Below are 25,395 nucleotides of genomic sequence, written 5' to 3'. Positions count from 1 at the left end.
ATATTTATTGATAATCTAATCTATCGACGAAAAGCGTGACTTTTCAATTCATCTTTTTGTATGAAGTTGCTGATTGCATCAATATAAGCGAGAATACCGCGCAAAATAGAATCGAACCCAGAGTGGTTTAGGCTCGGTATGACCGAGAAAAACGGCTTACAGATAGTTAAGAAGACCTGTTCATGTCAAATACCCCATTTCTAAGCGAAGTGTCTAAACGTAGAACATTCGCGATCATCTCGCACCCCGATGCGGGTAAAACCACCATTACTGAAAAAGTGTTGTTGTTCGGACGCGCCATTCAGACCGCCGGTACGGTGAAAGGACGCGGCTCCGCTCAGCATGCCAAATCAGACTGGATGGAGATGGAAAAAGAGCGTGGCATCTCCGTGACCACCTCTGTGATGCAGTTCCCGTACAACGAATGCTTGGTCAACCTTCTCGATACCCCAGGGCACGAAGATTTCTCGGAAGATACCTACCGTACGCTGACCGCTGTTGACTCATGTCTGATGGTGATTGATGCCGCGAAAGGTGTCGAAGATCGTACCCGCAAGCTGATGGAAGTGACCCGTTTACGTGATACCCCAATCGTGACCTTCATGAACAAGCTTGACCGTGATATCCGTGATCCTATGGAGTTGCTGGATGAGGTCGAAAGCGAACTGAATATGGCGTGCGCACCAATCTCATGGCCGATTGGCTGTGGTAAAGAGTTTAAGGGTGTTTACCATATTCACCGTGACGAAACGATTCTTTACGCAACAGGCCAAGGCCACACGATTCAAGAGCAGCGCATCATCAAAGGGTTGGATAACCCAGAGCTAGACGCAGCTGTTGGCAGCGAATTGGCGGAGCAACTGCGTGAAGAGCTCGAATTGGTCATTGGCGCTTGTCCTGAGTTTGATCAAGAGCTGTTCCTTGCCGGTGAATTGACGCCTGTGTACTTCGGTACCGCATTAGGTAACTTCGGCGTTGATCATATGCTTGATGGCCTGACTGAGTGGGCTCCGGCACCAATGCCGCGTGACGCCAATGAGCGTAAAGTTGAGGCGTCAGAAGAGAACTTCACTGGATTTGTGTTTAAAATCCAAGCCAATATGGACCCGAAACACCGTGACCGCATCGCCTTTATGCGTATCGTGTCGGGGACATACAAGCAAGGCATGAAGATGAACCACGTTCGTCTTGGTAAGCAAGTGAACATCTCTGATGCGGTGACGTTCATGGCGGGCGATCGTTCTCGCGCTGAAAACGCCTACGCAGGTGACATCATCGGTCTCCATAACCACGGCACCATCCAGATTGGTGATACCTTTACTCAAGGTGAAGCACTGAAGTTCTCGGGTATTCCAAACTTCGCTCCTGAGCTGTTCCGTCGTATTCGCTTGAAAGATCCTCTTAAGCAAAAGCAGTTGCTCAAAGGCTTAGTGCAGCTTTCAGAAGAAGGGGCCGTGCAGGTATTCAGACCTTTGCAGAACAACGACTTGATTGTAGGCGCCGTCGGTGTCCTTCAGTTTGATGTGGTGGTTGCGCGCTTGAAAGCAGAATACAACGTGGAAGCGATTTACGAAGGGGTTAACGTGGCGACTGCACGTTGGGTTGAGTGTGAGGATGGTAAGAAGCTCGACGAGTTCCAGCGCAAGAACCAAGTCAACTTAGCCCTCGATGGCGGTGACAACTTAACTTACATCGCACCAACTATGGTTAATCTGAACCTGGCCAAAGAACGCTTCCCGGATGTTGAGTTCCGTGCCACTCGTGAGCACTAATACCACGCTTTGAGACTGGTAAAAGTCGCTGAGGTAATCAGCGGCTTTCATTGCGCAGGGCTTGAAGGCAGACGATAAAAAAGGGTTGATGCATACACATCAACCCTTTTTTCGTATATCTAAGCGATAGCCTTACTTTTTCTTGCTGGCGCTCTTTTTCTTCGTTTTAGTCACGCTTTTCTTCTTGTCGTCTTTTTTCTTGTTCTTTTTCTTAAACACCGGTTTTTTGTGTTTTGGACGTAATTCTTTAATAAAGCGCTCTTTGATCTCTTCTTTCACGTAGCGAGCGACGCGATCCATCATGGGTTGATCGTGTGCTTCCACCAGTGAGACTGCGTTACCTTTCTTGCCTGCGCGTGCGGTACGGCCAATGCGGTGCAGGTAAACATCTGCGCTGCGTGGCAAGTCAAAGTTGATCACATGGCTGACATCCGGAAGGTCAATACCACGCGCGGCGACGTCGGTGGCGAGCAGTACGTTGACCGTGCCATCGCGGAATCGCGCAATGGCGTTGTTGCGGCGATCTTGTGGCATTTCGCCTTGGATCCACGCACAAGGGATCTGCGCTTTTTCCAGTTCGCCACGTAAGTCCGCCAAACGTTCGCGGGTTTTTAAGAAGATGATGCTACGCTGAGCTTGCTCGGTGAGGATGGTTTTGAGTAGCGCCAGTTTGTGCTCCATATCATCTGCACGGTGATACCATTGAGCGATTTTCTTACGTTCGCGGCGTGATGGCTCGGCATCAATTTCCGCCGGATTCGTCAATAGATCAGCAGTGAAACCTTCCACACCTCGGCCTTCGAGCGTGGCAGAAAAGAGCAGAGTTTGTTTACGCCAACGACATTCATTTGAAAGGCGGTCAACCGTTGGACCAAAGCCCATGTCGAGCATTCGGTCAGCTTCATCGAGGATTAACCATTCAATTGCTCGACAATCGAATCGCTCCGCATTGATGTATTCCATTAAGCGGCCCGGTGTTGCAACAACGATATCTTGGGTCTTTTTCAAAATGTCGGCGTGCTCTTCATATTGAACGCCACCAGTAATGGTGAAGATGTTGAGATTGGTGTTTTTTGCTAAAGCGCGCGCTTGATCCGCCACTTGCATTGCCAGCTCACGTGTCGGCGTTAAGATCAGCACGCGTGCAGGCCCAGGTTTACGGCGCGGGAAATCTTGCAAATATTGCAGAGCGGGTAGCACAAACGCGGCTGTTTTGCCTGTTCCTGTGGGCGCAGACGCGAGAATATCTCGGCCATCAAGGGCGTGTGGAATTGCTTCCGCCTGAATCTGGGTTGGGCGGCTGTAACCCATCTCTTCGATGGCTTCGAGTAGATTGTTGTCTAGCTCAAGTTCGGCAAAATTTTTGATCACTCTGGTCTCTCCACAAGCGCACGAAATGGTTTTTATCCCTTTATTTTGACCTCAGGGATAACAAAGGTCGCATAGTATAGTGTCTTTGGTGATAAGGATCACACCTTAATTACGGCATCTTTAAATAAAACGCTCTCGTCAGGGCGACAAAATCTACGCTGTAGTCAGCTCCGTCATGGATCAGCAGTGATTGATATTGGCACTCACCTGCGGTGTGTTGCAGTTCAAACATCAGGCGACTGACGGGTTTAGTGGCTGTGGTGCGTACTTCACACCGCCTTCTTAACGACCAACCCATATTCTGCGCTAACTCGATAAAAGCTTCCCCTTCCACTTGAGGCAAGATGAAACTGGCGGTGCCAAGAGGCGCGAGCAGTTGCTGACATCGTCTCAATAAAGGTTCGTGTGCCAATGTATCCGAATGTCTTGCGATGGCGCGAGCGGGGGCTTTAGCAGACTCGCCATTAGTAAAATAGGGAGGATTACAAATAATCGCGTCAAAAGAGTCTGGGAGTTCGGCGCTGAGGATATCACCTTGGAGAAGACGTAATCTGCTGTTCCACGGACTGGCGCTGAAATTACTTTGCGCGGCGCAAATAGCGTGATGGTCAATATCTATCGCGCATATCTTTGCATCTGGGTTGCGCTGAGCGCACATCAAGGCTAGTAGCCCCGTTCCAGTGCCGATGTCGAGTATTTGATGTGCGTGCTCTATCTGCGCCCACGCGCCGAGCATGACACCATCGGTACTGACCGGCATCCCCGATTGTCCAGACTGAATAGAAAACTGTTTAAATGAAAACGCTTTAGTGGCTTTGATGGTCATTGGAATCTTATGTTGTCATTGAATGTTATGATGGTGACTTCAATGGTTGTTAATGGTATGTATGGTTTTTTGTTCTTCTTGTTGTGGTGCTGTTGGTGATTTTTATTGGTATTAAAATCCAATTTTTTCTCTCCAACTAGTGATTACTGCTGTATATCTGAGTGTACTCTAAATTTATATGGTGTTTTTCGCCACTCGGTTGCGAAATCGACACGGTTTGTTCATCATGCGCGCCTTATTTTAAAGATTGAGTGGGTCAATGACATCACTCTCCATTCACAACATCGATATCTCCCATCAGGGTATGGGGTAGCCGAGTTTACTCGATACTGCCGTCATAGTCGCATTGGGAACAGAAGTATAAGAAGGTTCTCTCGTGAATCAGAGTTTAAAAATCACAGATATTCTTGCGCTCGGCTTCATGCTGTTCGCGTTTTTTTTAGGTGCGGGTAACATCATCTTTCCACCGATTGCCGGTCAGTTTGCAGGCGACAATGTGTTCCCTGCAATGATGGGTTTTCTCGCGACGGCCGTCGGTTTGCCACTGGCAACGATCATTGCGATCGCCGTAGCCGGTGGTTCATGGGATCATCTGACAGAGCATTTGCCAAAGCGCGCTGCTGTGGTGATGGCGGTACTGATTTTCGTCATTATCGGCCCAGCGTTCGCGGCTCCTCGTACTGGTTTGGTTGCCTACGAGATGGCGATCAAACCCTTCTTGGCTGACGCCGCGCAAATGCAGTTGACCATGTTCTCCATTCTCTTTTTTGCGGTTGCGGTGTTCTTTGCTTGGTCTCAAGGCAAACTGATTGATGTGATTGGTAAAGTGCTGACGCCGGCGCTGTTTATTGGCCTGATTGTCTTGGCCGGTGCGGTCTTTATTGATCCTCAAGGCGATATTTTAGCGGCGCAAGGTGAGTACTTAACTCACCCATTGCAAAAAGGGTTTCTGGAAGGCTATAACACCATGGATACCTTTGGCGCCTTGATGTTTGGGGTGTTGATTGTCGATGCGCTGCGCCAAAAAGGCATCACGTCACAAAAAGCGACCTCAAAATACCTGATCAGTGCAGCCTGCATTGCCGCTGTGGGACTTGCGTTTGTCTACATCTCACTCTTCTACCTCGGCGCGACCAGTTCTGCAGTTGCAGCAGGAGCGGACAATGGTGGTGTAGTGTTAAGCTTGTATGTTCAAGCGCTGTTTGGTCCGTACGGTCAAGTGGTTCTCTCTGTCATCGTGTTGCTGGCGTGTTTGACGACGGCGATCGGCCTTATCTCTGCGTGTTCTGACTATTTCAGCTCGCTCACTCCGCTCTCTTATAAGCAGTGGGTGATCATTAATGGTGTGGCGTGTGCTGTGGTGGCGAACGTCGGCCTCGCTCAACTGATTGCCCTTTCAGTACCTGTGCTGTTTGCGCTATACCCGGTTGCTATTGCTCTGATTGCGTTGACCTTTATGCGCAACAAGCTCGCGAATCCAGCTATGGCGTATCGTGTGGTGATTCTTGTTGCTTTACTGTTTGCGCTTATTGATGCCGCTAAGGTGGCAGGGTTGGATATGTCAGCACTGAGCATGTTGCCGCTTTTTGATGTCGGCATGGGCTGGTTGTTGCCAACGGCGGCGGCGATGGTGTGCATGATATTCATCGGCCAATCTGAGCAAGCGTCACTGGCGCAAGACAACGCTTAACCGCTCGTATTTCTTTGCGCTCAATCCCTTGTCATACCCTGTGTGGCAAGGGATTGTTGTTTCTGGTGCACTGCCAGTCCTGTTCAAAAAATTCCTGTATCTTCGTCACACTTTTCAGTACAATTCTTCGGTTAAATTCTACTCATCAATGTTGAGCAAACATGTTTGAAATCAATCCAATTAAAAACCGCTTACAGGACGTGTCTCAGCGCACTTTAGTCCTGAGGGGGTATCTTTGACTATGACGCCAAAAAAGAGCGTCTAGAAGAAGTCAACGCAGAACTGGAACAACCAGATGTCTGGAACGAACCTGAGCGCGCACAAGCGTTAGGTAAAGAGCGTGCGGCGTTAGAAGCTGTCGTGGAAACCATTGATCAGCTCGACCAAGGGGTTGAAGACGTTGATGGTTTACTTGAGCTTGCGGTCGAAGAAGACGATCAAGAAACTTTCGATGAAATCGAGCCCGAGCTTGCTGAACTGGAAGCGAAGCTTGAACAGCTTGAATTCCGTCGTATGTTCTCTGGCGATCACGATGCGTCTGATTGCTATATCGACCTGCAATCTGGTTCAGGCGGTACTGAAGCGCAAGACTGGACGTCGATGATGCTGCGTATGTACTTGCGCTGGGCAGAAGCCAAAGGCTTCAAAACCGAAGTGATCGAAGTGTCAGAGGGTGAAGTGGCGGGCTTGAAAGGCGCGACGGTGAAAATCTCTGGCGAGTATGCTTATGGTTGGCTTCGCACTGAAACCGGCGTGCATCGTCTAGTCCGTAAATCGCCGTTTGACTCTAGCGGCCGCCGTCATACTTCGTTTGCTTCTGCGTTTATCTACCCAGAGATTGATGACAATATCGATATCGACATTAACCCTGCGGATTTGCGCATTGACGTGTACCGTGCGTCCGGTGCGGGTGGTCAGCACGTTAACACCACCGAATCGGCGGTACGTATTACTCACGTACCTACCAACACGGTCGTGCAATGTCAAAACGATCGCTCTCAGCACAAGAACAAAGATCAGGCGATGAAGCAGCTGCGCGCTAAGCTCTTTGAACTTGAGATTCAAAAGCAGAATGCAGAGAAGCAGGCCAACGAAGACGCGAAGTCTGACATTGGTTGGGGCAGCCAGATTCGTTCTTACGTCCTAGATGACTCGCGCATTAAAGATCTGCGTACCGGGGTAGAAAACCGCAATACACAAGCGGTACTGGATGGCGATCTAGACAAATTTATTGAAGCTAGCCTGAAATCAGGCCTGTAAGCTTTTCACCGACACTCAGAAACGAAACAGGATACATCGAAAATGACTGATGCTGTTCAAAACGAAAATCAACAAGACGTCCTTTCACCTGAAGAAAACAAGCTGATTGCTGAGCGCCGCGCGAAGCTGGACGCTATCCGCAAGAGCTGCAAGGCAAATGGCCACCCTAATGACTTCCGTCGTGATGCACTAGCGGGCGATCTACAAAAAGAGTTCGGTGAGAAGAGCAAGGAAGAGCTAGAAGCGCTCAACCACGTGGTGGCGATTGCCGGCCGTATTATGGCTAAGCGTGGTCCGTTCCTTGTGATTCAAGAGACATCTGGCCGCATTCAAGCGTATGCGGCAAAAGACGTACAAAAGCACCTTAAAGAGCAATACCAAGGCTTGGATATTGGTGACATCATCGGTGTCAAAGGTGCGCTGCATAAATCTGGTAAAGGCGATCTTTACGTAAATATGGAAGAGTACGAATTGCTGACCAAGGCGCTTCGTCCACTGCCAGAGAAATTCCACGGTCTGACTGACCAAGAGATGCGTTACCGCCAGCGTTACGTTGACCTGATTGTCAATGAAGATTCACGCCAAGCGTTTATCATTCGCTCTAAGCTTGTTTCTGCGATCCGTAACTTCATGAGCTCAAAAGGCTACCTCGAAGTGGAAACGCCAATGATGCACGTCATCCCTGGTGGTGCGACGGCTCGTCCATTTGTGACGCACCACAATGCGTTGGATATCGACATGTACCTACGTGTGGCGCCAGAGCTGTACTTGAAGCGTCTCGTTGTGGGCGGTTTTGATCGCGTATTTGAGATCAACCGTAACTTCCGTAACGAAGGTCTATCGCCACGTCACAACCCAGAATTCACCATGATGGAATTCTACCAAGCGTACTCTGACTACAAAGATCTGATGGATCTCACTGAAGAGATGCTCAGCACTGTAGCAATGGATGTTCTTGGTTCTACCTCTATGCCTTACGGTGATGAGACGGTAGAGTTTGGTGGTACGTACGCTCGCATGAGCATGTTTGAAGCCATCAAGCACTACAATCCAGATCACGCTGAGATCCAAGCACTAACAGAAGCGGATCTGCAAGATCGCGAGAAAATGGTCGCGATTGCTAAATCTGTTCATGTTGACGTGGAACCGTTCTGGACGTGTGGTCAGCTACTTGAAGAGATCTTCGGTGAGACGGCTGAACCTCAACTGATTCAGCCAACCTTTATTACCGGTTACCCGGCGGATATTTCACCTCTGGCTCGCCGTAGCGATGACAACCCGTTCTTTACTGACCGTTTCGAGTTCTTTATTGGCGGCCGCGAAGTGGCGAACGGTTTCTCTGAGCTTAACGATGCAGAAGACCAAGACGCCCGCTTTAAAGCGCAAGTGGATGCGAAAGATGCCGGTGACGATGAAGCCATGTATTACGATGCAGACTACATCACGGCACTTGAGCACGGCTTGCCACCCACTGCGGGCCAAGGGATTGGTATTGATCGCCTAGCGATGCTGTTTACCAACACGCACACGATTCGTGACGTGATTTTGTTCCCAGCCATGCGTCCGCAAGCGCAATCTTAATCGGATACGCGATTGACATTAAAAACCACCTTCGGGTGGTTTTTTTATGCCTGGATAAGGTGAAAAGAGAAAAAGTGATAAATGGTGTGAATGTTTTTTGGATCTGCATCTCAAGCTCATATGTAAGATGTGGCATTATCTGAATAGTCTTAACATTAAGACAGACACTCTGCGAGAGTCTCTATAATGTAACTAACCAGTGTCGCATTTTCGATGAGTGGGTGTGATGTGAATGGCCTTAAGGGGCGAGATCGTTCCTCTTATATGTTTGCCATCCAGCCATACTCACCGCTGGCGAAACCGCCGATAGCAGTGGCACAGTAGTAGAATAATAGTGATAAGGAATAGCGTCATGGGAAATCAATTCCGCATGGATTCCGTTCCGGGATCGTTAGTGGTCGTGGGAGGAACGTATGAGCCCTGGTTGTCAGTGCTGGAACAAGTTGGCTGGCGGTGTACCCAAGTCGCGGATTTAAGAAAAGCCGATAGCTTGTTTAACGAAACCGGACCTTGTATCGGTATTGTCGATTTAAGTCATGATGAGTTTAGTCTCAATGGTATTGCGAATTTGGTGAGCAATCATAAGCAGGTGCGTTGGCTCGCCTTTATTCGTGAGTCACAGCTGAGCTCCGACACCATCTGTCAGTTTATCGTCAACTTCTGTATTGATTTTTTCACCGCTCCGATCCCTGATGCGCAACTGCTCAGCACCATAGGTCACCAATTAGGGATGCTCAAGCTTGAGCAAAAGGTGTGGCCTTACTACGGCAACAACAGTGATATGGGGCTGATTGGTGACTCTATTCCAGTCAAACGCCTACGCGATCAGATTAAACGCATCGGGCCTACCGATGTCAGCATTCTGATTTACGGTGAAAATGGCACGGGCAAAGAAACGGTGGCCAGAGCGGTACACAAGACTTCCTCAAGAGCCAACAAAGAGTTTGTTTCCGTCAATTGTCGAGCTATGTCTGAGAGTCGAATTGAAAGTGATCTGTTTGGTCTTCAACGTCATGACAGTGATGAGCCTTGTTTGCTGGAAAAAGCCCATGGTGGAACCGTGTTATTGAACGACATTCTCACTTTGCCCAAATCTCAGCAAGTGAACTTACTGAGATTCTTGCAAGAGGGGACGATAGAAACCAAAGAGGGCCCAAAAGAAGTCGATGTGAGGATTCTTGCGGCGAACTCAGCGGATATCGAGAAAGCTTTGATTGATGGAGACTTCAATGAGGAGCTTTATCATTACATCAATGTGCTGCGCATCAACGTTCCGAGTTTAAAAGAGCGTGCCGGAGACATTGCGATTTTGGCGCGTCATTTCTTGCAGGAGTACTCTAAGGAGTACAACGCCCAAGCGCGCAGTTTTACTGAAGAGGCGTTGCGAGAGCTCACTCGCTACCATTGGCCTGGTAACGTGCGGGAGCTGATGAACCAGATTAAGCGCGTGGTGCTGATGTCCGACAGTGTGATGCTAGACGATCAGCAATTGGATCTCCCTAAACGCACCGACGGTAAACGAAGTTTGAAAAGCATCCGTGAGCGAAGTGAGCGCGATGCGCTGTTGCTGGTGCTTGAATCCCATTCGGGACAAGTGTCGATGGCGGCCAAAGAATTGGGTGTATCGCGTGCCACTATGTATCGTTTGTTAAACAAACATAATTTGATCAGTGACGCGACTGTTTAATTGATTGTTTTGTAAATAAAAAGCCATGCTTCGATTGCATGGCTTTTTGCTATTGGCTCAACAGGATCTGCCATCTATAAGATATTCACAGTTTGAATATTTTATATTCAGGGAGAATAAAAACATGATTCAGTTGAAAAACGTGTTTTTAACTTTCCATTAATAAATCGGTTGATTAATCATCCTTGGTGGTTAGAATTTAACCATGAGCTCAACGCTCTACACACCCAACGGATTCTTTATTTTTGCTAGGAGGCGCACAATGACACATTTCATCATGACACCCGTGTTTACCCTTTGTGCCTCTGACGCCGTTAGCGCCGCGATGATCATGACAGATTGGTCTCACACCCTATCTATGTCTGATATCGCCCGAAAACCGGCCCGCACACAATAACGTATCCGTATCCTTTTTCTTTTAATTGGCTGCGGAAATGCAGCGAATTAAAAGTGATGGATCACACGACTCTTTCCTCATTTTTGCTTCCATGTGTTTCCCCAGCAACGTATAGACTGGAGATTTCTCATGAGTCATTCTGTATATCTAAAACTTGCCACCCTACTTGTTAAAGCGGACTTGAGCCGTGAAGAGCGAGCTTGGAAACGAAAAATCAGACGCAGTGCGCACCATATCCCATGGGAGAACGCGCACCTGCTAAGAGATATTGGTTTGGAAAGCGATGGTCGTCCGATTGGCCTCAGTGAACCTGCCCACGTCAAAGCCGAGCGCCGTATTCGTCATCTTCGTCGTGTGCTGAGTGCGCGAATACCGACGTAACGTTAGGGGCTGGTGGTGATGACCGTCAGCCCCTGTAATCGAGCAAAAAAACCGACCGTGAAGGTCGGTTTTTACGTTTGTGCGCCAGTGTGGTGGATACGTCCTTATGGGCAAGGATTGGAATATTGAATGCCAATGGCTTGCAAGCCATCAAGCAGTTCAGGGCTTAAAGTGATATCGAGACTGTCAATATTGGATTTCAACTGTGTCAGGCTGGTGGCACCGATAATATTGGAGGCGACAAACGGTCTTTGATTGACGAAAGCCAATGCCATCTGCGCGGGATCCAGCCCATGTTCACGCGCCAGCGAGACGTACGCCTGTGTGGCGGCGATCCCTTGTGGCGTAAAGTAGCGCACAAAGCGTTCGTACAAGCTGCAACGGGCGCCTGTAGGTTTGGCACCATCAAGGTATTTACCACTCAAACAGCCAAAGGCGAGCGGGGAATAGGCCAGAAGTTGCACGCCTTCGAAATGGCTGATTTCAGAAAGACCGACTTCAAAGCTGCGATTAAGTAAATTGTAGGGGTTTTGAATCGAAACGATCCGTGGCAACTCATGCTTCTCTGCGAGTTTGAGCAGCGACATCACTCCCCAAGGTGTTTCGTTAGAGACGCCGATATAGCGTACTTTTCCTGCACGGACCAATTCCGCCAAGGCTTCTAGGGTTTCGATCAGGGTGACTTCCTGCTGCTGATTCGGATAAGGGTAATTGAGCTGACCGAAACAGTTCGTCTGACGCTGAGGCCAGTGGATTTGATACAGATCGACATAGTCGGTTTGCAAACGCTGCAAGCTATCATCAATAGCTTGGTGAATGTTACGCCAATCGAGCCTCATGTTGTCACGGATATAAGGCACGCTACGCGGACCGGCGACTTTGGTCGCTAAAATGACTTTCTCACGCTTACCTGATTTTTTGAGCCAGTTGCCAATATAGGTTTCGGTTAACCCCTGGCTTTGCGCTTTAGGCGGTACCGGGTACATTTCGGCGGTATCAATAAAGTTGACGCCACGCTCTAAGGCATAATCTAGCTGACTGAATGCGTCTTGCTCTGTGTTCTGTTCACCAAAGGTCATGGTTCCAAGAGCAATCTGACTGACTTCGAGAGATGAGTGCGGTAACTTGTTGTATTGCATGAACCTTCCTAGTTTCCAGTGGAGATAACTCCAATATAGGGCAAGGTGTGGCTGGTGGATATAGGGTTTATTAACAATTTCGCAAAATTCTGCGTCTTGACTATCTTTAAGAGATCCAGGTCTTTAAGGGATGAAGGTGCGCGATGCAAAAAGTTCAGTTAGATAAATGGATCCACGGCGATCACAAAGAGAGTTATCAGCCACCCAAGGTGTTCGTTATCGGATGTTCCGATGTATCGCAATACTTGTTAGCGGTGGAATACAAGCATAAGCTCGAACCCATCAGAGAAGGAGAAGAGCCCCTTCATTTTGATTCGATAGAGCAGGTGAGAGAGGCGCTGTTGAAACTCGGTGTTGAGCGCGCCTACTTAAGATTGCACAACACCTATGATGAGTGTGGCTCGGGCAGTGGACCTCGTTTTCACGATGTGGCGTTGTCGCTCACGACGCATTGAGCTGGCGCTAAATAAAATGACGAGCGAGTATGTTGGCGGTAAATTGCGTACGCAAGTAAAAGCCGCGAGGTAGCGTCTTGATGCGTTTTCCTGTTGCGCCGTAGGCGTCGGTTGAGACTCGACTGTTGGCGGCTTTCGGTCTGATTTGCAGGACTTCACCGTGCTTAGCGGTAATGTGGCTGACTTGGCCAAGTACGATCATCTCCATCAGCTCTTCCCAGTCCGCTTGCAGTTGACGTTCTTCTTCGACACTTGGCGACCACAAAAGCGGGGAGCCAACACGCCGCTCTGCCAGTGGAATTTCTCGTTCCCCCTCAACCGGCACCCACAGTACCCGTGATAACTTGTTTCTTACGTGGCTGTTTTCCCATGTTAAACCATGCACTCCCGTTAAAGGGGCGACACAAACAAAGGTGGTTTCCAGTGGCTTACCGCTATAACTGATGGGAATGGTCTTAAGTTCAATCCCGAGATGCTCAAAGTCTTGCTGTGGTTTGCTGCCTGCGGTAGCGCCTAAATGCCATTCCAGTAATTGACCGACCCAGCCTTTATCACGCTGTAGATTTTCCGGCACCGTCATCTGGGCTTCCTGGGCGAGTTCTGCAACAGTGAGTCCTGCGATTTCACTGGCTCGTTCAAACAGTTCTTGCTCGGAGTGTGGGGCTGATTTCATCAATACGCTTCCTTAAGGTTGGTGAGACATTGTATCGAATCCATTCGAGCGATGAAATCTTGCTTGGGATCCCCAGTGGTGAAAGATCCTACTAAATAAACTTATCCACAGAATTTCATCGACATTAAGCAATATTTTTAATATCTGGATCAATTAACAGGGGTTTTAGGGCTGTTTTAGGCTTGATTTCTGCGGTTGTTGTTATTTTACATCTTGGCTGTGTGGATAAAGTGTCCTCTGGTGGATCTTTAACCGATCTGTGTTGTGCGTGAAATATGTCAGATAAAAACGGATTGGTAATAAATAGCCTTCATCTATATTATTGTTTTTAAATCATTTTGTGGCTTAGCGTTCTTTCTGTTTTATTTTGCCAGGTGAGACTTGGCGGGAAAATGATCAGTTGAACCGAGATTCTTCACATAGTTATACACAGAAAAGGTGAATAAATGTGGGCCATGTCTCACAACTGTGTGAATAACTGTAGGGTTGGCTGAAAAATATGCAGAGTAGGTGCGTGACGCCATAAATTGAGTGTGAGTCACAATAGGAAGTTTGCTCCGATTGGGGATATGTGGAAAAATCACTGTAATAAAAGATTTTACTAGAGGGTGGCCAGTGATAGATGGCGATGGTTACCGCTTAAATGTGGGAATTGTAATCTGTAACAACCATGGTCAGGTATTCTGGGCTAAACGATACGGACAACATTCTTGGCAGTTTCCTCAAGGGGGAATTGACGACGGTGAGACTCCCGAGCAAGCAATGTATCGGGAACTGTATGAAGAAGTGGGTTTAACAAAGAGTGATGTCACCATAGTGGCAACGAGTCGTCATTGGTTAAGGTATAAATTACCCAAACGGCTGGTTCGATGGGACTCAAAACCTGTTTGTATCGGGCAAAAACAGAAATGGTTCCTCCTGCGGCTAGATTGTGATGAAGCAAAGATCAATATGCAGCACGGGAGTTCCCCTGAATTTGATGGTTGGCGTTGGGTAAGTTATTGGTATCCGGTGCGACAAGTGGTTTCTTTCAAGCGTGATGTGTATCGCCGCGCAATGAAAGAGTTCGCCTCGATGGCAATGCCGTTCAAAGAACGCAGGACGAAAGGCAAACGTAAACACAAAAGAGGATAGACATGCTGTCTCAACTAAGGGAAATAGTTGAACAAGTTTCTAAGGTCGATGATGTGCATCAGGCCTTAGATGTATTGGTTAAGCAAACGTGCAACGCGATGAGTACGGAGTGTTGTACTGTCTATCTTGCAAATGAAGAAATGCAGCGCCTTGAGCTGATGGCGACTCAAGGTCTGCGCTTTAAAGGGGATAAAATCCATATCCGCTTTGAAGAGGGCTTGGTAGGTTTGGTCAAGCGCAGTGCTGAGCCGCTCAACCTCGCTGAAGCCTCCAAACATCCGGATTTCAAATACTTCTCCGAGCTGGGTGAAGAGATTTATCACAGCTTTCTTGGCACACCGATTATCCACCGTAAGCAAGTGTTGGGTGTTTTGGTGGTGCAGCAAAAGACGCCGCGTCAGTTTGACGAAATGGAGGAGTCCTTCCTTGTTACCCTAGCGGCGCAGCTTGCGGTGATTATTGCCCATGCTCAAACCCAAGGTCATTGGCGATTAGAGAAAAAGCAGCAAGCGATTCGAGGGCTGCCTGCCTCAAGTGGTGTGGCCATTGGTGAGTTCTGGTGGGACGATACTCAGCCGGAGTTATCTGAGGTGTATCCAGCTTCTACACTGGATATCGAACGAGAGCAAGAGTGGCTCTTACTGGCGATTGAAGAAGCGCTCGGCGATTTTCGTCGTATGCGTAAAAAGCTCGACAGCGAAATCAACAAAGACGCTTTAGCCATTTTTGACCTCTTTACTCACTTGCTTAACGATCCCATGTTGCGCAAAGATCTCAAGTCGCAAATCCAAAAAGGCGATAGAGCTGACTGGGCGCTGAGACAAGTGGTCGAGTCCTACTCGAACCGTTTTGCCCGCATGTCGGATCTCTATCTACGAGAAAGAGCGCAAGACATTCGCGAGCTGGGTCAACGCTTACTGTTTTTCTTGCACAATACCGACAAAGAGCAGCAATTGATTGAGCGCCCAATCATCCTCGTGGTGCGTGAACTGACCGCTTCTTTGCTCGCCTCTATCCCTAAAGATAAGTTACTGGCGGTGATTGCCTTAGAGGGCGCGGCGAACTCGCACGCCGCGATTTTGTCGCGTGCGCTCGGTATTCCGGCCGTGATGGGCGTAAACCTCAATCTCAAAGCGATCAATGGTAAGCAGGGGATTGTCGACGGTTACAGCGGTAAGATTCTGATTTCACCGAGCAAACAGTTACTGAGAGAGTATCGCGCGCTGGTCAACGAAGAGGCGGAGCTGTCTAACTTGGTCAATCAGACCATTCAAGCACCGGCTTGTACTCAGGATGGCGAACGAGTGGAAGTGATGCTCAATGCTGGTCTGAGCGCAGACACTAACATTGCCATCAATCAGGGCGTTGATGGGGTTGGCCTCTATCGAACCGAAATTTCTTTTTTGCTTCAGCACCGGTTTCCCTCGGAAGAAGAGCAAACCCAGCAGTATCAAGCGGTACTCAATAGTTATCCAGATAAACGAGTGGTGATGCGCACGCTTGATATCGGCGGTGATAAAGCCTTACCCTATCTGCCGATTGAAGAGGACAATCCATTTCTTGGTTGGCGCGGTATCCGTTTTACCTTAGATCATCCCGATATTTTCTTGATGCAGATACGCGCTATGCTACGCGCGAGCACGACGCATCATAACTTAAGTATTTTACTGCCAATGGTATCAGGGGCGCAGGAGTTGGATGATGCCATCACGCTGATTGAGCGGGCTTATCAAGAAGTCAAACTGCTCGATGAGCGACTGAGCATGCCGCAAATTGGTGTCATGATTGAAGTGCCTTCGATGATTTATCTGCTTCCGATGATTGCCGAGAAAGTCGATTTTGTCTCTATCGGGACGAACGACTTAACCCAATACCTGTTGGCGGTGGATCGCAATAACTCACGCGTGGCCGATGTCTACGAATCTATGCATCCATCGGTGGTGATGGCACTGGATCACATTCGTCGTACCTGCGATGAGTTAGGCATTCCGGTGTGCATCTGTGGTGAATTGGCGGGCGATCCGATCGGGGCGATGTTGATGGTGGGCTTGGGGTATCGAAGCCTGAGTATGAATACCTCGAATGTCGCTAAGATCAAGTATCTCCTCAGACATACTCAAGTCAATGAACTGCAACATTTGGCGCAAAATGCGCTGTCACAAGCTTATGGAAAAGACATCTATGCTATGATGCAGGCCTTTTTTGAGCAGAAAGGTTTTGCCGGCTTTATTCGCGCAGGTAAACGATAGGATCGGCAGTGTTTGTAGTATTTCTTGGCTTATTGTTGGTACTCGGTGCCTTTGTCGGCGTGATGGCTGGCTTACTTGGTATTGGCGGCGGTTTGATTGTCGTTCCCTCATTGCTTTTCTTACTCCCGTTGGCGGGGATTGATCCAGATATCGCCATGCACATGGCCCTCGCGACCTCGCTTGCGTCGATTATCATCACTTCCGGTTCATCGGCCCTCAACCACTTTAAACTCGGTAATGTCGATATGTTCGTCATCAAGTGGCTGATGCCTGGTGTGGTGATTGGCGGCTTTCTTGGCGCGCACGTCGCAGAGTGGATACCGGCCGCTTACTTACCCAAAGTGTTTGGAGGCATTGTTCTGATGCTCTCTTTGCAAATGCTGTTTTCTCTCAAAGCGACTCAAACGAGAGAAATGCCGGGGCACGCGGCAACGCTCTCGACGGGGATGGGAATTGGTGTGGTGTCGAGTCTGGCCGGGATTGGTGGTGGGTCGTTGTCGGTACCGTTTCTCAATCGTCATGGGATTGAAATGAGAAAAGCGGTCGGGTCGTCATCGGTCTGTGGTTGTGTGTTAGCCATCTCGGGCATGTTGGGGTTTATTCTTAACGGCATGCAGGCACAAGCGCTGCCCGTGGGCAGCCTCGGCTATGTCTATCTACCTGCCTTAGTGGCGATCGCCTCCACCTCAATGTTGACCACTCGTTTTGGTGCGACATTAGCGACCAGTATGCCAACCACGAGGCTGAAAAAAATATTTGCACTGTTTTTAATGTTCGTTGCGGGAACTATGCTACTGTGACGCACTCTCAACTTCTATCTTGAACTCATTGAACACCACAAGAGAATCTCTCCTATGTCCCAGGGATATCTAGACTTTCCAAATATTGATCCGGTATTACTCTCCATTGGCCCACTCTCTATCCGTTGGTACGGTTTAATGTACTTGGTGGGATTTGCTTTTGCTCTTTGGCTAGCGAACCGCCGCGCAGATAAGCCCGGCAGTGGCTGGACACGAGAGCAGGTGTCCGATTTGCTGTTTGCTGGTTTTCTCGGTGTGGTCATTGGTGGCCGAGTTGGCTATGTGCTGTTTTACAACTTTGACCTCTTCCTTCAAGACCCGCTTTATCTGTTTAAAGTATGGACCGGCGGTATGTCATTCCACGGTGGCCTGCTGGGTGTCATTAGCGCGATGTTCTGGTACGCGAAAAAGAACGGTCGAACCTTCTTCGGTGTGGCCGACTTCATCGCCCCGCTGGTGCCGTTTGGTCTCGGTATGGGCCGTTTAGGTAATTTTATGAACAGCGAGCTGTGGGGGCGTGTGACGGATGTGCCTTGGGCGTTTGTCTTCCCAAATGGTGGTCCACTGCCGCGTCACCCGTCTCAGTTATACGAAATGCTGCTCGAAGGCATAGTGCTGTTCTTTATTCTCAACTGGTTTATTAAAAAGCCGCGTCCGCTTGGCGCTGTATCAGGGCTCTTCCTTGCCGGTTATGGTACCTTCCGTTTCTTGGTCGAGTACGTACGTGAGCCTGATGCGCATTTGGGCCTCTTTGGCGGGTTTATCTCTATGGGGCAAATCTTGTCTCTACCAATGGTGATCATTGGTGCCTTGATGGTCGCTTGGGCATATCGACGTGGGCTTTATAAAGATGAATTACCACAACAAACGAAGTAAGGATTGGCTGTGAAACAGTATTTAGATCTTTGTCAGCGCATCGTTGACCAAGGAGAATGGGTAGAAAATGAGCGCACGGGCAAGCGTTGCCTAACGGTGATCAATGCCGATCTCACTTATGATGTAGCGAAAAATCAATTCCCACTCGTGACCACACGTAAGAGCTTTTGGAAGGCCGCTGTGGCAGAATTGCTTGGATACATCCGAGGGTATGACAATGCCGCCGATTTTCGTCAGCTAGGCACAAAAACTTGGGATGCCAATGCCAACTTAAATACCGCTTGGCTTGAGAACCCTCACCGCAAAGGTGACGATGACATGGGACGCGTCTACGGCGTTCAAGGTCGAGCTTGGGCCAAACCCGATGGCGGTCATATTGATCAGCTGCGAAAAATTGTCGATGACCTGACTCGAGGCGTGGATGATCGCGGTGAAATCCTCAATTTCTATAACCCGGGTGAGTTTCACATGGGATGTTTACGCCCGTGCATGTACAGCCACCATTTCTCTCTGCTTGGGGATACCTTGTACCTCAATAGTACACAGCGTTCGTGTGATGTGCCGTTGGGCCTGAATTTTAATATGGTTCAAGTGTATGTCTTCTTGGCGATCATGGCGCAAATTACGGGCAAGAAAGCCGGACAAGCCTACCACAAGATTGTCAATGCACACATCTACGAAGACCAGTTAGCCCTAATGCGAGATGTTCAGTTGAAGCGTGAACCTTTGGCCGCGCCCACGTTCCACATCAACCCAGAGATCAAAACCTTGGAAGATTTGGAAACTTGGGTCACCTTGGATGACTTTTGGGTGGAAGGGTATGAGCACCATGACCCAATTCACTATCCGTTTTCAGTGTAATAGCCACCCTCAGGGTAATATCTATTTTCAGTGCAATAGCTATTCGCACTGCAATGACTAACAAGAAACCAGCGTACTCGCTGGTTTTTTTGTATAAAAAAAGCCCTTAACCGAGGTTGAGGGCTTAGTATGCGATGGCAAGTGTGTTTAGGTTGTCAGTGCAAGGATAGCGCCTGGTAGGACTAAAAATACTGTCACCAAATAGGCGGCGACGACCGCTTTGTTCTTCACCGCCATGTCTGAAATCATGTCGGCGGCTTTGACCGGTAGCTCACGTAAGAACGGAATACCGAAGATGAACACGGTGGCCAATACGTTAAATGCGAGGTGCACCAAGGCAATCTGCAGTGCAAAAACCGCGAACTCACCCGAGGCTGCCGTTGCAGCAAGCAAGGCTGTGATACAAGTACCGATGTTCGCACCCAGAGTGAATGGGTAGACGTCACGGACTTTCAACACGCCAGAGCCTACAAGCGGTACCATCAAGCTGGTCGTAGTAGAGGAAGATTGAACCAGTACGGTCACTACAGAGCCAGACACGATGCCGTGGATAGGACCACGACCGATAGCGCTCTTCAAAATCTCACGAGCACGGCCAACCATCAAGCTCTTCATCAATTTACCCATAACGGTAATGGCAACGAAGATGGTCGCAATGCCTAGAACAATCAATAGCACCCCACCCATGGTATCGCCAAAGGTTGCCAACGGCTCCTTGACGGCATTCACAACAGGTTTAGTGATAGGTTTGATGAAGTTCAAGCCTTTCATGCTCATGTCACCCGTTGCAAGGAACGGAGAGACTAGCCAGTGGGAGATCTTCTCTAGAATGCCAAACATCATTTCCAACGGAAGGAAGATAGCAACGGCAAGCAGGTTGAAGAAGTCATGAATCGTGGCACTGGCGAATGCACGTTTGAACTCTTCTTTATTGCGAATGTGACCAAGAGAGACCAAGGTGTTGGTGACTGTCGTACCAATGTTGGCACCCATGATCATTGGAATGGCGGTCTCAACAGGCAAACCACCTGCCACCAAACCGACAATAATAGAGGTGACGGTACTTGAGGATTGGATCAAGGCGGTGGCAGTCAAGCCAATCATTAATCCAGCAATAGGGTGTGACGCAAATTCAAATAGGACTTTAGCTTGATCGCCGGTTGCCCATTTAAAGCCGCTACCTACCATAGAAACAGCAAGTAGTAGTAGGTATAACATGAATGCCAAGTTAGCCCAGCGTAACCAGCGAGTCGTACTCGAGATTGGTGCTGCTGTAGTAGTAGCTTGGTTCATAATTTTCTCCGTGGACCGTTTAATACTTATTGGTCGGTTGTTGAAATTGAGGCTGATGTTAGAGAGGAAATATTTCAGTAATATTACATTTCTATGTAATGCGGTCTTTTTTGAGGGATAGCGAGGCTTATCGGTGTAATCCTTACGTTACGATTAAACTAACTTATTGAAAATTATTAATTATTTTGAATTGATAAAACTGTGCACGAGCGCATTTTTTGACAAAAAATTCAACTGAGCGGCTTTTTCTCGTCAGCTTTATGACAGAAGAGTGTCATAAAGTCATTATTAAATTTCGGTATTAGTAGTGAAAATTCAGTGATTGTTCGGTTTTGACGAGTTATTGTTGTCATCAACGAGTTTTGATATAACCCTTATCTATTGTGCGTTTATTGAAGTTGTTTCCCCTATGTCTCATTTGAACTATAACCACCTCTACTATTTTTGGATGGTGTGCAAACAAGGCTCAGTGACGAAAGCTGCAGATGCCTTGTTTTTAACGCCGCAAACGGTCACCGGCCAGATCAAAGCGTTAGAAGAGCGCATGGATGGAAAGTTGACTAAGCGCAACGGACGCAGCATCGAGCCCACTGAACTGGGCCAATTGGTCTATAAGTATGCGGACAGAATGTTTGGTCTAAGCTATGAGATGTTGGATATCGTCAATTACAGCCAACGTTCCAACCTGCTGTTTGATGTGGGGGTAGCGGATGCGCTCTCAAAGCGTTTGGTTAGCAAGATCCTGATGACTACGGTGCCGCAAGACAACAGTATTCATTTACGCTGCTTTGAATCGACGCATGAAATGTTGCTTGAGCAATTGTCGCAGCACAAGTTGGATATGATTTTGTCTGATTGCCCGGTGGACTCAAGTCAAAGTCCAGGTCTGTACAGTAAAAAGTTGGGTGAGTCCAAGATGAGCTTTTTCTGCAGTGGCCAAGTGGCTGGGGCGAGTTTTCCAAGTGTGTTAGAGCATCGAAAACTGCTGATCCCCGGTAGTCGCACGGCAATGGGGCGCAAAGTGCTGCAATGGTTTGATCGTCAGGGTTTACAACCGAATATTTTGGGCGAGTTTGATGACGCTGCGCTCATGAAGGCGTTTGCTCGTTATCATCAAGACGTGATCTTTTTGGCGCCTTCTTTATATGTCTCGGAAGTTGATAGCGATCTGCCGCTGCAACACATCGGTGATATTGAGGAGCTAAAAGAAGAGTACTACGTGATATTTGCTGAGCGAATGATTCAACATCCAGCGGTGAAAAATGTGTGTGACGCAGATTTCAATTCTTTGTTTAATTTATAACCTTGCCTAAATGAGAATAGATTACTGTTCTTATTTAGATTACTATCAGCAGCCTGCGGCAAATGGGCTGAAACAGCGATAAAAGAGTATCACGTGCGGGAAGTTAGGGCTTCTTTGCTCATCGGGTTTAGGGGTAGGTAGTGATGAATCTGGAAGAGATGGAAAAGAACTCTGCTCAAGCAGTTGTCTTACTCAAAGCGATGGCGAACGAAAGACGCTTGCAGATTTTGTGTCTTTTGCATAACCAAGAGCTGTCGGTTGGGGAATTGTCCGTGCAGTTGCAGCTAAGTCAGTCTGCGCTATCTCAGCACTTAGCGTGGCTACGTCGTGATGAACTCGTGGTGACGCGCAAAGAAGCGCAGACGGTGTATTACACTCTTCACAGCGAAGAAGTGAAGAAGATGATCGAGCTGTTGCACCATCTTTACTGTTCTTGATGCATGGCTTACCACAAGAACTGGTGTAAGGTTCGACAAATTTCAGATATAAAAAAACCGGCAATAGCCGGTTTTTTCTTCACTGGGAAATCAGAGTTCTATTATAGAGCTTTGATTGCAGCAGCGAAACGAGACTTATGACGAGCAGCTTTATTCTTGTGAATAAGGCCTTTAGTTGCCATGCGGTCTAGGATTGGTGTAACTGCAGCAAATGCTTCAGTTGCAGCAGCTTTGTCGCCTGCTTCGATAGCAGCAACAGTTTTCTTCATGTAAGTGCGCATCATAGAACGACGGCTAGCGTTGTGCTGGCGACGTTTCTCAGCTTGGATAGCGCGCTTCTTAGCAGATTTACTATTTGCCAAGGGTCTAACTCCCAAAAACTTTAGTTCGGTGACAATTTAAGGGCGAGGAATATCCCTCATTTGCGCCTAAATGTCAAATGATTTGTGCAAAAACCCATCGCAGCCAAACAAATTTTGGATTAGAAAGGTCTTCACGGTTAAGATGGCGGGGATTCTATCAGTATTTTTTTTTCAATGCTAATACTAATCTGCTCTCAATGAGTTATTCCCTAATAACCCAAGCACTGAATTGTTAGTATGAGCGAGTTCTTGAGGTAGTCGTGAGTAAACGTCTCTTAAAATCAGGCATGATTGTCAGTGCTATGACATTGATTTCTCGAGTGTTGGGCCTTGTGCGCGACGTCGTGGTCGCAAATTTGATGGGGGCAGGGGCGAGTGCTGATGTCTTCTTCTTCGCCAATAAAATTCCCAACTTTTTACGCCGCCTGTTTGCTGAAGGCGCGTTTTCTCAAGCCTTTGTGCCGGTATTGACCGAATATCACGCCACTGGTGATGAGGAGAAAACCCGCCAACTGATTGCCCGCGCGGCCGGAACGCTCGGCGTCATTGTTTCTATTGTCACACTGCTTGGTGTGTTGGGCTCGGGTATCGTCACGGCTCTGTTTGGTTTTGGCTGGTTTCTCGATTGGCTGAGTGGCGGACCATCGGCAGAAAAATTTGAGCTGGCCAGTCTGATGCTCAAAATTACCTTTCCTTATTTATGGTTCATCACATTTGTTGCGCTGTCTGGCGCGATCCTCAATACGCTCGGTAAGTTTGCGGTCTCCTCTTTTACCCCGGTGTTTCTCAATGTAATGATCATCGCTTCGGCGTGGTGGATCGCCCCTCAATTGGCGCAGCCTGAAATTGGCCTGGCGATTGGGGTGTTCTTGGGCGGTCTAGTCCAGTTTCTTTTTCAACTGCCGTTTCTTATTAAAGCCGGTGTGATGGTCAAGCCCAAGTGGGGATGGCGTGATCCCGGGGTCGTGAAAATTCGCACCCTGATGATCCCTGCGCTCTTTGGGGTATCGGTCAGTCAAATCAACTTGTTGTTTGATACCTTTATTGCCAGTTTTCTTCAAACAGGCTCGATCAGTTGGCTTTACTATTCGGATCGATTGCTGGAATTTCCTCTCGGCCTGTTTGGTATTGCCATTGCGACCGTTATTTTGCCGGCGCTATCTCGCAAGCACGTTGATGAGCAGCGTGAAGGATTTGCCCACACCATGGATTGGGGGGTAAGAATGGTCACGCTACTTGGGATCCCGGCAATGCTAGGGTTGATGGTGCTGGCCAAACCGATGCTGATGGTGCTATTCATGCGCGGTGAGTTTTCAGCGCAAGACGTCCAGTTTGCCTCGCTGTCGCTGGTGGCGTATGCCTCAGGGTTGCTGAACTTTATGCTTATCAAGGTGTTAGCTCCTGGTTACTACTCGCGTCAAGATACCAAAACGCCGGTCAAATACGGCATCATCGCCATGGTCTCCAACATGGTGTTTAACGCCATTTTTGCTTGGTTTTATGGTTATGTGGGCCTTGCTATGGCGACCGCGCTCTCTGCGTTTGTCAATATGGCGCTGCTCTACCGAGGCTTGCATCGCGCGGGGGTCTACCAATTGACTAGTAGAACGTGGTGGTTTGTTGGCAAGCTTATCGTTGCCGGCGGGTTGATGGTCGCGGCGATAAGTTCACAACTGGACAGTATGTCGGTGTGGCTGGAGTGGAGCCTTAGTGACAGAGTGGTGTCACTGGCGTTGTTAATCGGTCTTGGCGCAGGGGTTTACCTATTGTCACTACTGGTGATGGGCGTGCGAGCAAAAGATTTAAAAGCAGCGACAGAGTAACGCGGATTAGTATATAATCCGTCAGTTTCACGCTTTAGTAATCACAAATACACAGGTTTTATCAACGTCCAATGGAATTAATTCGAGGGATTCATAACATCAAAGCCCAGCATTATGGGTGTGTGTTGACGATAGGAAACTTCGACGGCGTACATTTAGGCCACCAGGCTGTGCTGCGTCAAGTGTCGCAACAAGCGAGCATGCTAGGCTTGCCGTCAACCGTGATGACTTTTGACCCGCAACCATTGGAGTTGTTTGCCAAGCACAATGCGCCAGCGCGTTTAACGCGTCTGCGTGACAAATTTGTCCAGTTAAGCAAATTGGGCCTTGAGCGACTGCTATGCGTGAACTTTAATCAAGAGTTTGCCAACCTGACGGCTGACGAGTTTATTAGCGACTTGTTGGTCAAGCGTTTGGGTGTTAAGTTTCTGGTCGTAGGCGATGATTTTTGCTTCGGTCGCGGGCGTCTTGGTAACTTTGAGATGCTGAAACTAGCGGGTAAAACCCACGGTTTTGAAGTGGTGAGTACGCAAAGCTTTTGTCTGCAAACCGACCGTGTCAGCAGCACCTTGATTCGTGATGCGCTTGCAAAAGATGACTTAGCGCTTGCCGCGACGATGCTTGGACGCGATTACAGTATTAGTGGGCGTGTGTCCCACGGCCGAAAATTGGGAAGAACGATAGGTTTTCCTACCGCAAATATCCCTTTAAAACGTTGCGTATCGCCGGTCTCTGGCGTTTACGTCGTTGAGGCACTAGGTCTAGGCACGCAGCCGATTGGTGGCGTGGCCAACATAGGCAATCGCCCGACCGTCAACGGAGTTCGGCAACAACTCGAAGTGCATTTATTCGACTTTCAAGCCAACTTGTATGGCAAACAGCTAGAAATCGTACTTTTACATAAGCTGCGCGATGAGCAAAAATTTGAGTCATTCGACGCTTTAAAACAACAAATTGAATTGGATGCTGAGGCAGCAAGGGTGTGGCTGCGTCAGCATGACCGCTAAACGGTTTAGTCCACCGTT

Annotated in this window: 23 protein-coding genes; 17 read left to right on the top strand and 6 right to left on the bottom strand. The window is 48.4% G+C overall.

Features of this window, described 5'->3' with window-relative positions:
* The first annotated feature begins 182 nt into the window (after positions 1-182).
* Positions 183-1,772 (top strand): peptide chain release factor 3, encoded by a 1,590-nt coding sequence (gene prfC, locus AC6R10_RS10760; protein WP_500672232.1) that lies wholly within the window; start codon positions 183-185, stop codon positions 1,770-1,772.
* Positions 1,773-1,904: 132 nt separating this feature from the next.
* On the opposite strand, the gene srmB is transcribed toward prfC, so the two are convergent.
* Both srmB and AC6R10_RS10750 read right to left on the bottom strand, forming a co-directional pair.
* A complete protein-coding gene (srmB, locus tag AC6R10_RS10755) occupies positions 1,905-3,143 on the bottom strand; it encodes an ATP-dependent RNA helicase SrmB (protein ID WP_500626626.1) in 1,239 nt (412 codons plus the stop codon).
* Between the two features lie 109 nt (positions 3,144-3,252).
* Positions 3,253-3,969, bottom strand: coding sequence for a tRNA1(Val) (adenine(37)-N6)-methyltransferase (locus AC6R10_RS10750; RefSeq protein WP_500672231.1), 717 nt, complete (start codon positions 3,967-3,969; stop codon positions 3,253-3,255).
* Positions 3,970-4,345: 376 nt separating this feature from the next.
* Here AC6R10_RS10750 and brnQ point away from each other — a divergent pair, with 376 nt between their 5' ends.
* From brnQ to AC6R10_RS10720, 6 genes are all read left to right on the top strand, one after another.
* Positions 4,346-5,659: a branched-chain amino acid transport system II carrier protein gene (gene brnQ, locus AC6R10_RS10745; RefSeq protein ID WP_500672230.1), complete on the top strand. Its 1,314-nt coding sequence runs from the start codon at positions 4,346-4,348 to the stop codon at positions 5,657-5,659.
* 161 nt (positions 5,660-5,820) lie between these two features.
* Positions 5,821-6,919, top strand: a protein-coding gene (gene prfB / locus AC6R10_RS10740; protein ID WP_334554024.1) for a peptide chain release factor 2 whose coding sequence is annotated in 2 segments (ribosomal slippage) — positions 5,821-5,895 and positions 5,897-6,919 — 1,098 coding nt in all. Because the reading frame shifts where the segments join, the coding sequence is not laid out codon by codon here.
* 42 nt (positions 6,920-6,961) lie between these two features.
* The gene (gene lysS / locus AC6R10_RS10735) at positions 6,962-8,500 is read left to right on the top strand and encodes a lysine--tRNA ligase (RefSeq protein WP_334554026.1); all 1,539 of its coding nucleotides are present in this window, start codon (positions 6,962-6,964) and stop codon (positions 8,498-8,500) included.
* 352 nt (positions 8,501-8,852) lie between these two features.
* Positions 8,853-10,187 (top strand): cyclic-di-GMP-binding transcriptional regulator VpsR, encoded by a 1,335-nt coding sequence (gene vpsR / locus AC6R10_RS10730; protein ID WP_334568414.1) that lies wholly within the window; start codon positions 8,853-8,855, stop codon positions 10,185-10,187.
* 262 nt (positions 10,188-10,449) lie between these two features.
* Entirely contained in the window at positions 10,450-10,584 is a 135-nt protein-coding gene (locus AC6R10_RS10725) for a hypothetical protein (RefSeq protein ID WP_334554030.1), read from the top strand.
* Positions 10,585-10,713: 129 nt separating this feature from the next.
* A complete protein-coding gene (locus AC6R10_RS10720) occupies positions 10,714-10,965 on the top strand; it encodes a DUF1127 domain-containing protein (protein WP_487901849.1) in 252 nt (83 codons plus the stop codon).
* Between the two features lie 104 nt (positions 10,966-11,069).
* On the opposite strand, the gene AC6R10_RS10715 is transcribed toward AC6R10_RS10720, so the two are convergent.
* Positions 11,070-12,104, bottom strand: coding sequence for an NADP(H)-dependent aldo-keto reductase (locus AC6R10_RS10715; protein ID WP_500672229.1), 1,035 nt, complete (start codon positions 12,102-12,104; stop codon positions 11,070-11,072).
* Between the two features lie 143 nt (positions 12,105-12,247).
* Between AC6R10_RS10715 and AC6R10_RS10710 the strand changes: the two genes are divergently transcribed.
* Positions 12,248-12,559: a DUF6482 family protein gene (locus AC6R10_RS10710; protein ID WP_487901851.1), complete on the top strand. Its 312-nt coding sequence runs from the start codon at positions 12,248-12,250 to the stop codon at positions 12,557-12,559.
* Between the two features lie 7 nt (positions 12,560-12,566).
* Here AC6R10_RS10710 and mutH read toward each other — a convergent pair whose 3' ends face one another.
* On the bottom strand, positions 12,567-13,232 hold the full coding sequence (mutH, locus tag AC6R10_RS10705; protein ID WP_500672228.1) for a DNA mismatch repair endonuclease MutH: 666 nt from the start codon (positions 13,230-13,232) through the stop codon (positions 12,567-12,569).
* A gap of 615 nt (positions 13,233-13,847) precedes the next feature.
* Here mutH and rppH point away from each other — a divergent pair.
* From rppH to AC6R10_RS10680, 5 genes are read left to right on the top strand one after another with little or no spacing between them, the layout of a single operon-like run.
* Positions 13,848-14,366 (top strand): RNA pyrophosphohydrolase, encoded by a 519-nt coding sequence (gene rppH / locus AC6R10_RS10700; protein ID WP_334554039.1) that lies wholly within the window; start codon positions 13,848-13,850, stop codon positions 14,364-14,366.
* Positions 14,367-14,368: 2 nt separating this feature from the next.
* Complete coding sequence (gene ptsP / locus AC6R10_RS10695) at positions 14,369-16,615, top strand: phosphoenolpyruvate--protein phosphotransferase (protein ID WP_500672227.1); 2,247 nt, start codon at positions 14,369-14,371, stop codon at positions 16,613-16,615.
* An 8-nt stretch (positions 16,616-16,623) separates the two neighbouring features.
* Positions 16,624-17,415 (top strand): sulfite exporter TauE/SafE family protein, encoded by a 792-nt coding sequence (locus AC6R10_RS10690; protein WP_500672226.1) that lies wholly within the window; start codon positions 16,624-16,626, stop codon positions 17,413-17,415.
* Between the two features lie 54 nt (positions 17,416-17,469).
* Complete coding sequence (gene lgt / locus AC6R10_RS10685; protein WP_334554044.1) at positions 17,470-18,291, top strand: prolipoprotein diacylglyceryl transferase; 822 nt, start codon at positions 17,470-17,472, stop codon at positions 18,289-18,291.
* Between the two features lie 9 nt (positions 18,292-18,300).
* Positions 18,301-19,152, top strand: a complete 852-nt coding sequence (locus AC6R10_RS10680) for a thymidylate synthase (protein ID WP_500672225.1) — start codon at positions 18,301-18,303, stop codon at positions 19,150-19,152.
* 147 nt (positions 19,153-19,299) lie between these two features.
* Here the strand turns inward: AC6R10_RS10680 and AC6R10_RS10675 are convergent, their stop codons facing one another.
* Positions 19,300-20,445, bottom strand: coding sequence for a Na/Pi symporter (locus tag AC6R10_RS10675; protein ID WP_334554048.1), 1,146 nt, complete (start codon positions 20,443-20,445; stop codon positions 19,300-19,302).
* Between the two features lie 409 nt (positions 20,446-20,854).
* Here AC6R10_RS10675 and nhaR point away from each other — a divergent pair, with 409 nt between their 5' ends.
* Together nhaR and AC6R10_RS10665 are read left to right on the top strand one after the other, a co-directional pair.
* Entirely contained in the window at positions 20,855-21,748 is an 894-nt protein-coding gene (nhaR, locus tag AC6R10_RS10670; RefSeq protein ID WP_334554050.1) for a transcriptional activator NhaR, read from the top strand.
* 143 nt (positions 21,749-21,891) lie between these two features.
* Positions 21,892-22,185: an ArsR/SmtB family transcription factor gene (locus tag AC6R10_RS10665; protein WP_500672324.1), complete on the top strand. Its 294-nt coding sequence runs from the start codon at positions 21,892-21,894 to the stop codon at positions 22,183-22,185.
* Between the two features lie 101 nt (positions 22,186-22,286).
* Here AC6R10_RS10665 and rpsT read toward each other — a convergent pair whose 3' ends face one another.
* The gene (gene rpsT / locus AC6R10_RS10660; RefSeq protein WP_004744855.1) at positions 22,287-22,547 is read right to left on the bottom strand and encodes a 30S ribosomal protein S20; all 261 of its coding nucleotides are present in this window, start codon (positions 22,545-22,547) and stop codon (positions 22,287-22,289) included.
* A gap of 260 nt (positions 22,548-22,807) precedes the next feature.
* On the opposite strand from rpsT, the gene murJ reads away from it, so the two are divergent.
* Both murJ and ribF read left to right on the top strand, forming a co-directional pair.
* Entirely contained in the window at positions 22,808-24,370 is a 1,563-nt protein-coding gene (gene murJ, locus AC6R10_RS10655) for a murein biosynthesis integral membrane protein MurJ (RefSeq protein WP_500672224.1), read from the top strand.
* 71 nt (positions 24,371-24,441) lie between these two features.
* Positions 24,442-25,377, top strand: coding sequence for a bifunctional riboflavin kinase/FAD synthetase (gene ribF, locus AC6R10_RS10650; RefSeq protein ID WP_500672223.1), 936 nt, complete (start codon positions 24,442-24,444; stop codon positions 25,375-25,377).
* Positions 25,378-25,395 lie beyond the last annotated feature (18 nt).

It is taken from the genome of Vibrio sp. R12-SG2-ISO1, assembly GCF_059834045.1.
This window is presented reverse-complemented; position numbering and strand designations above follow the sequence as displayed.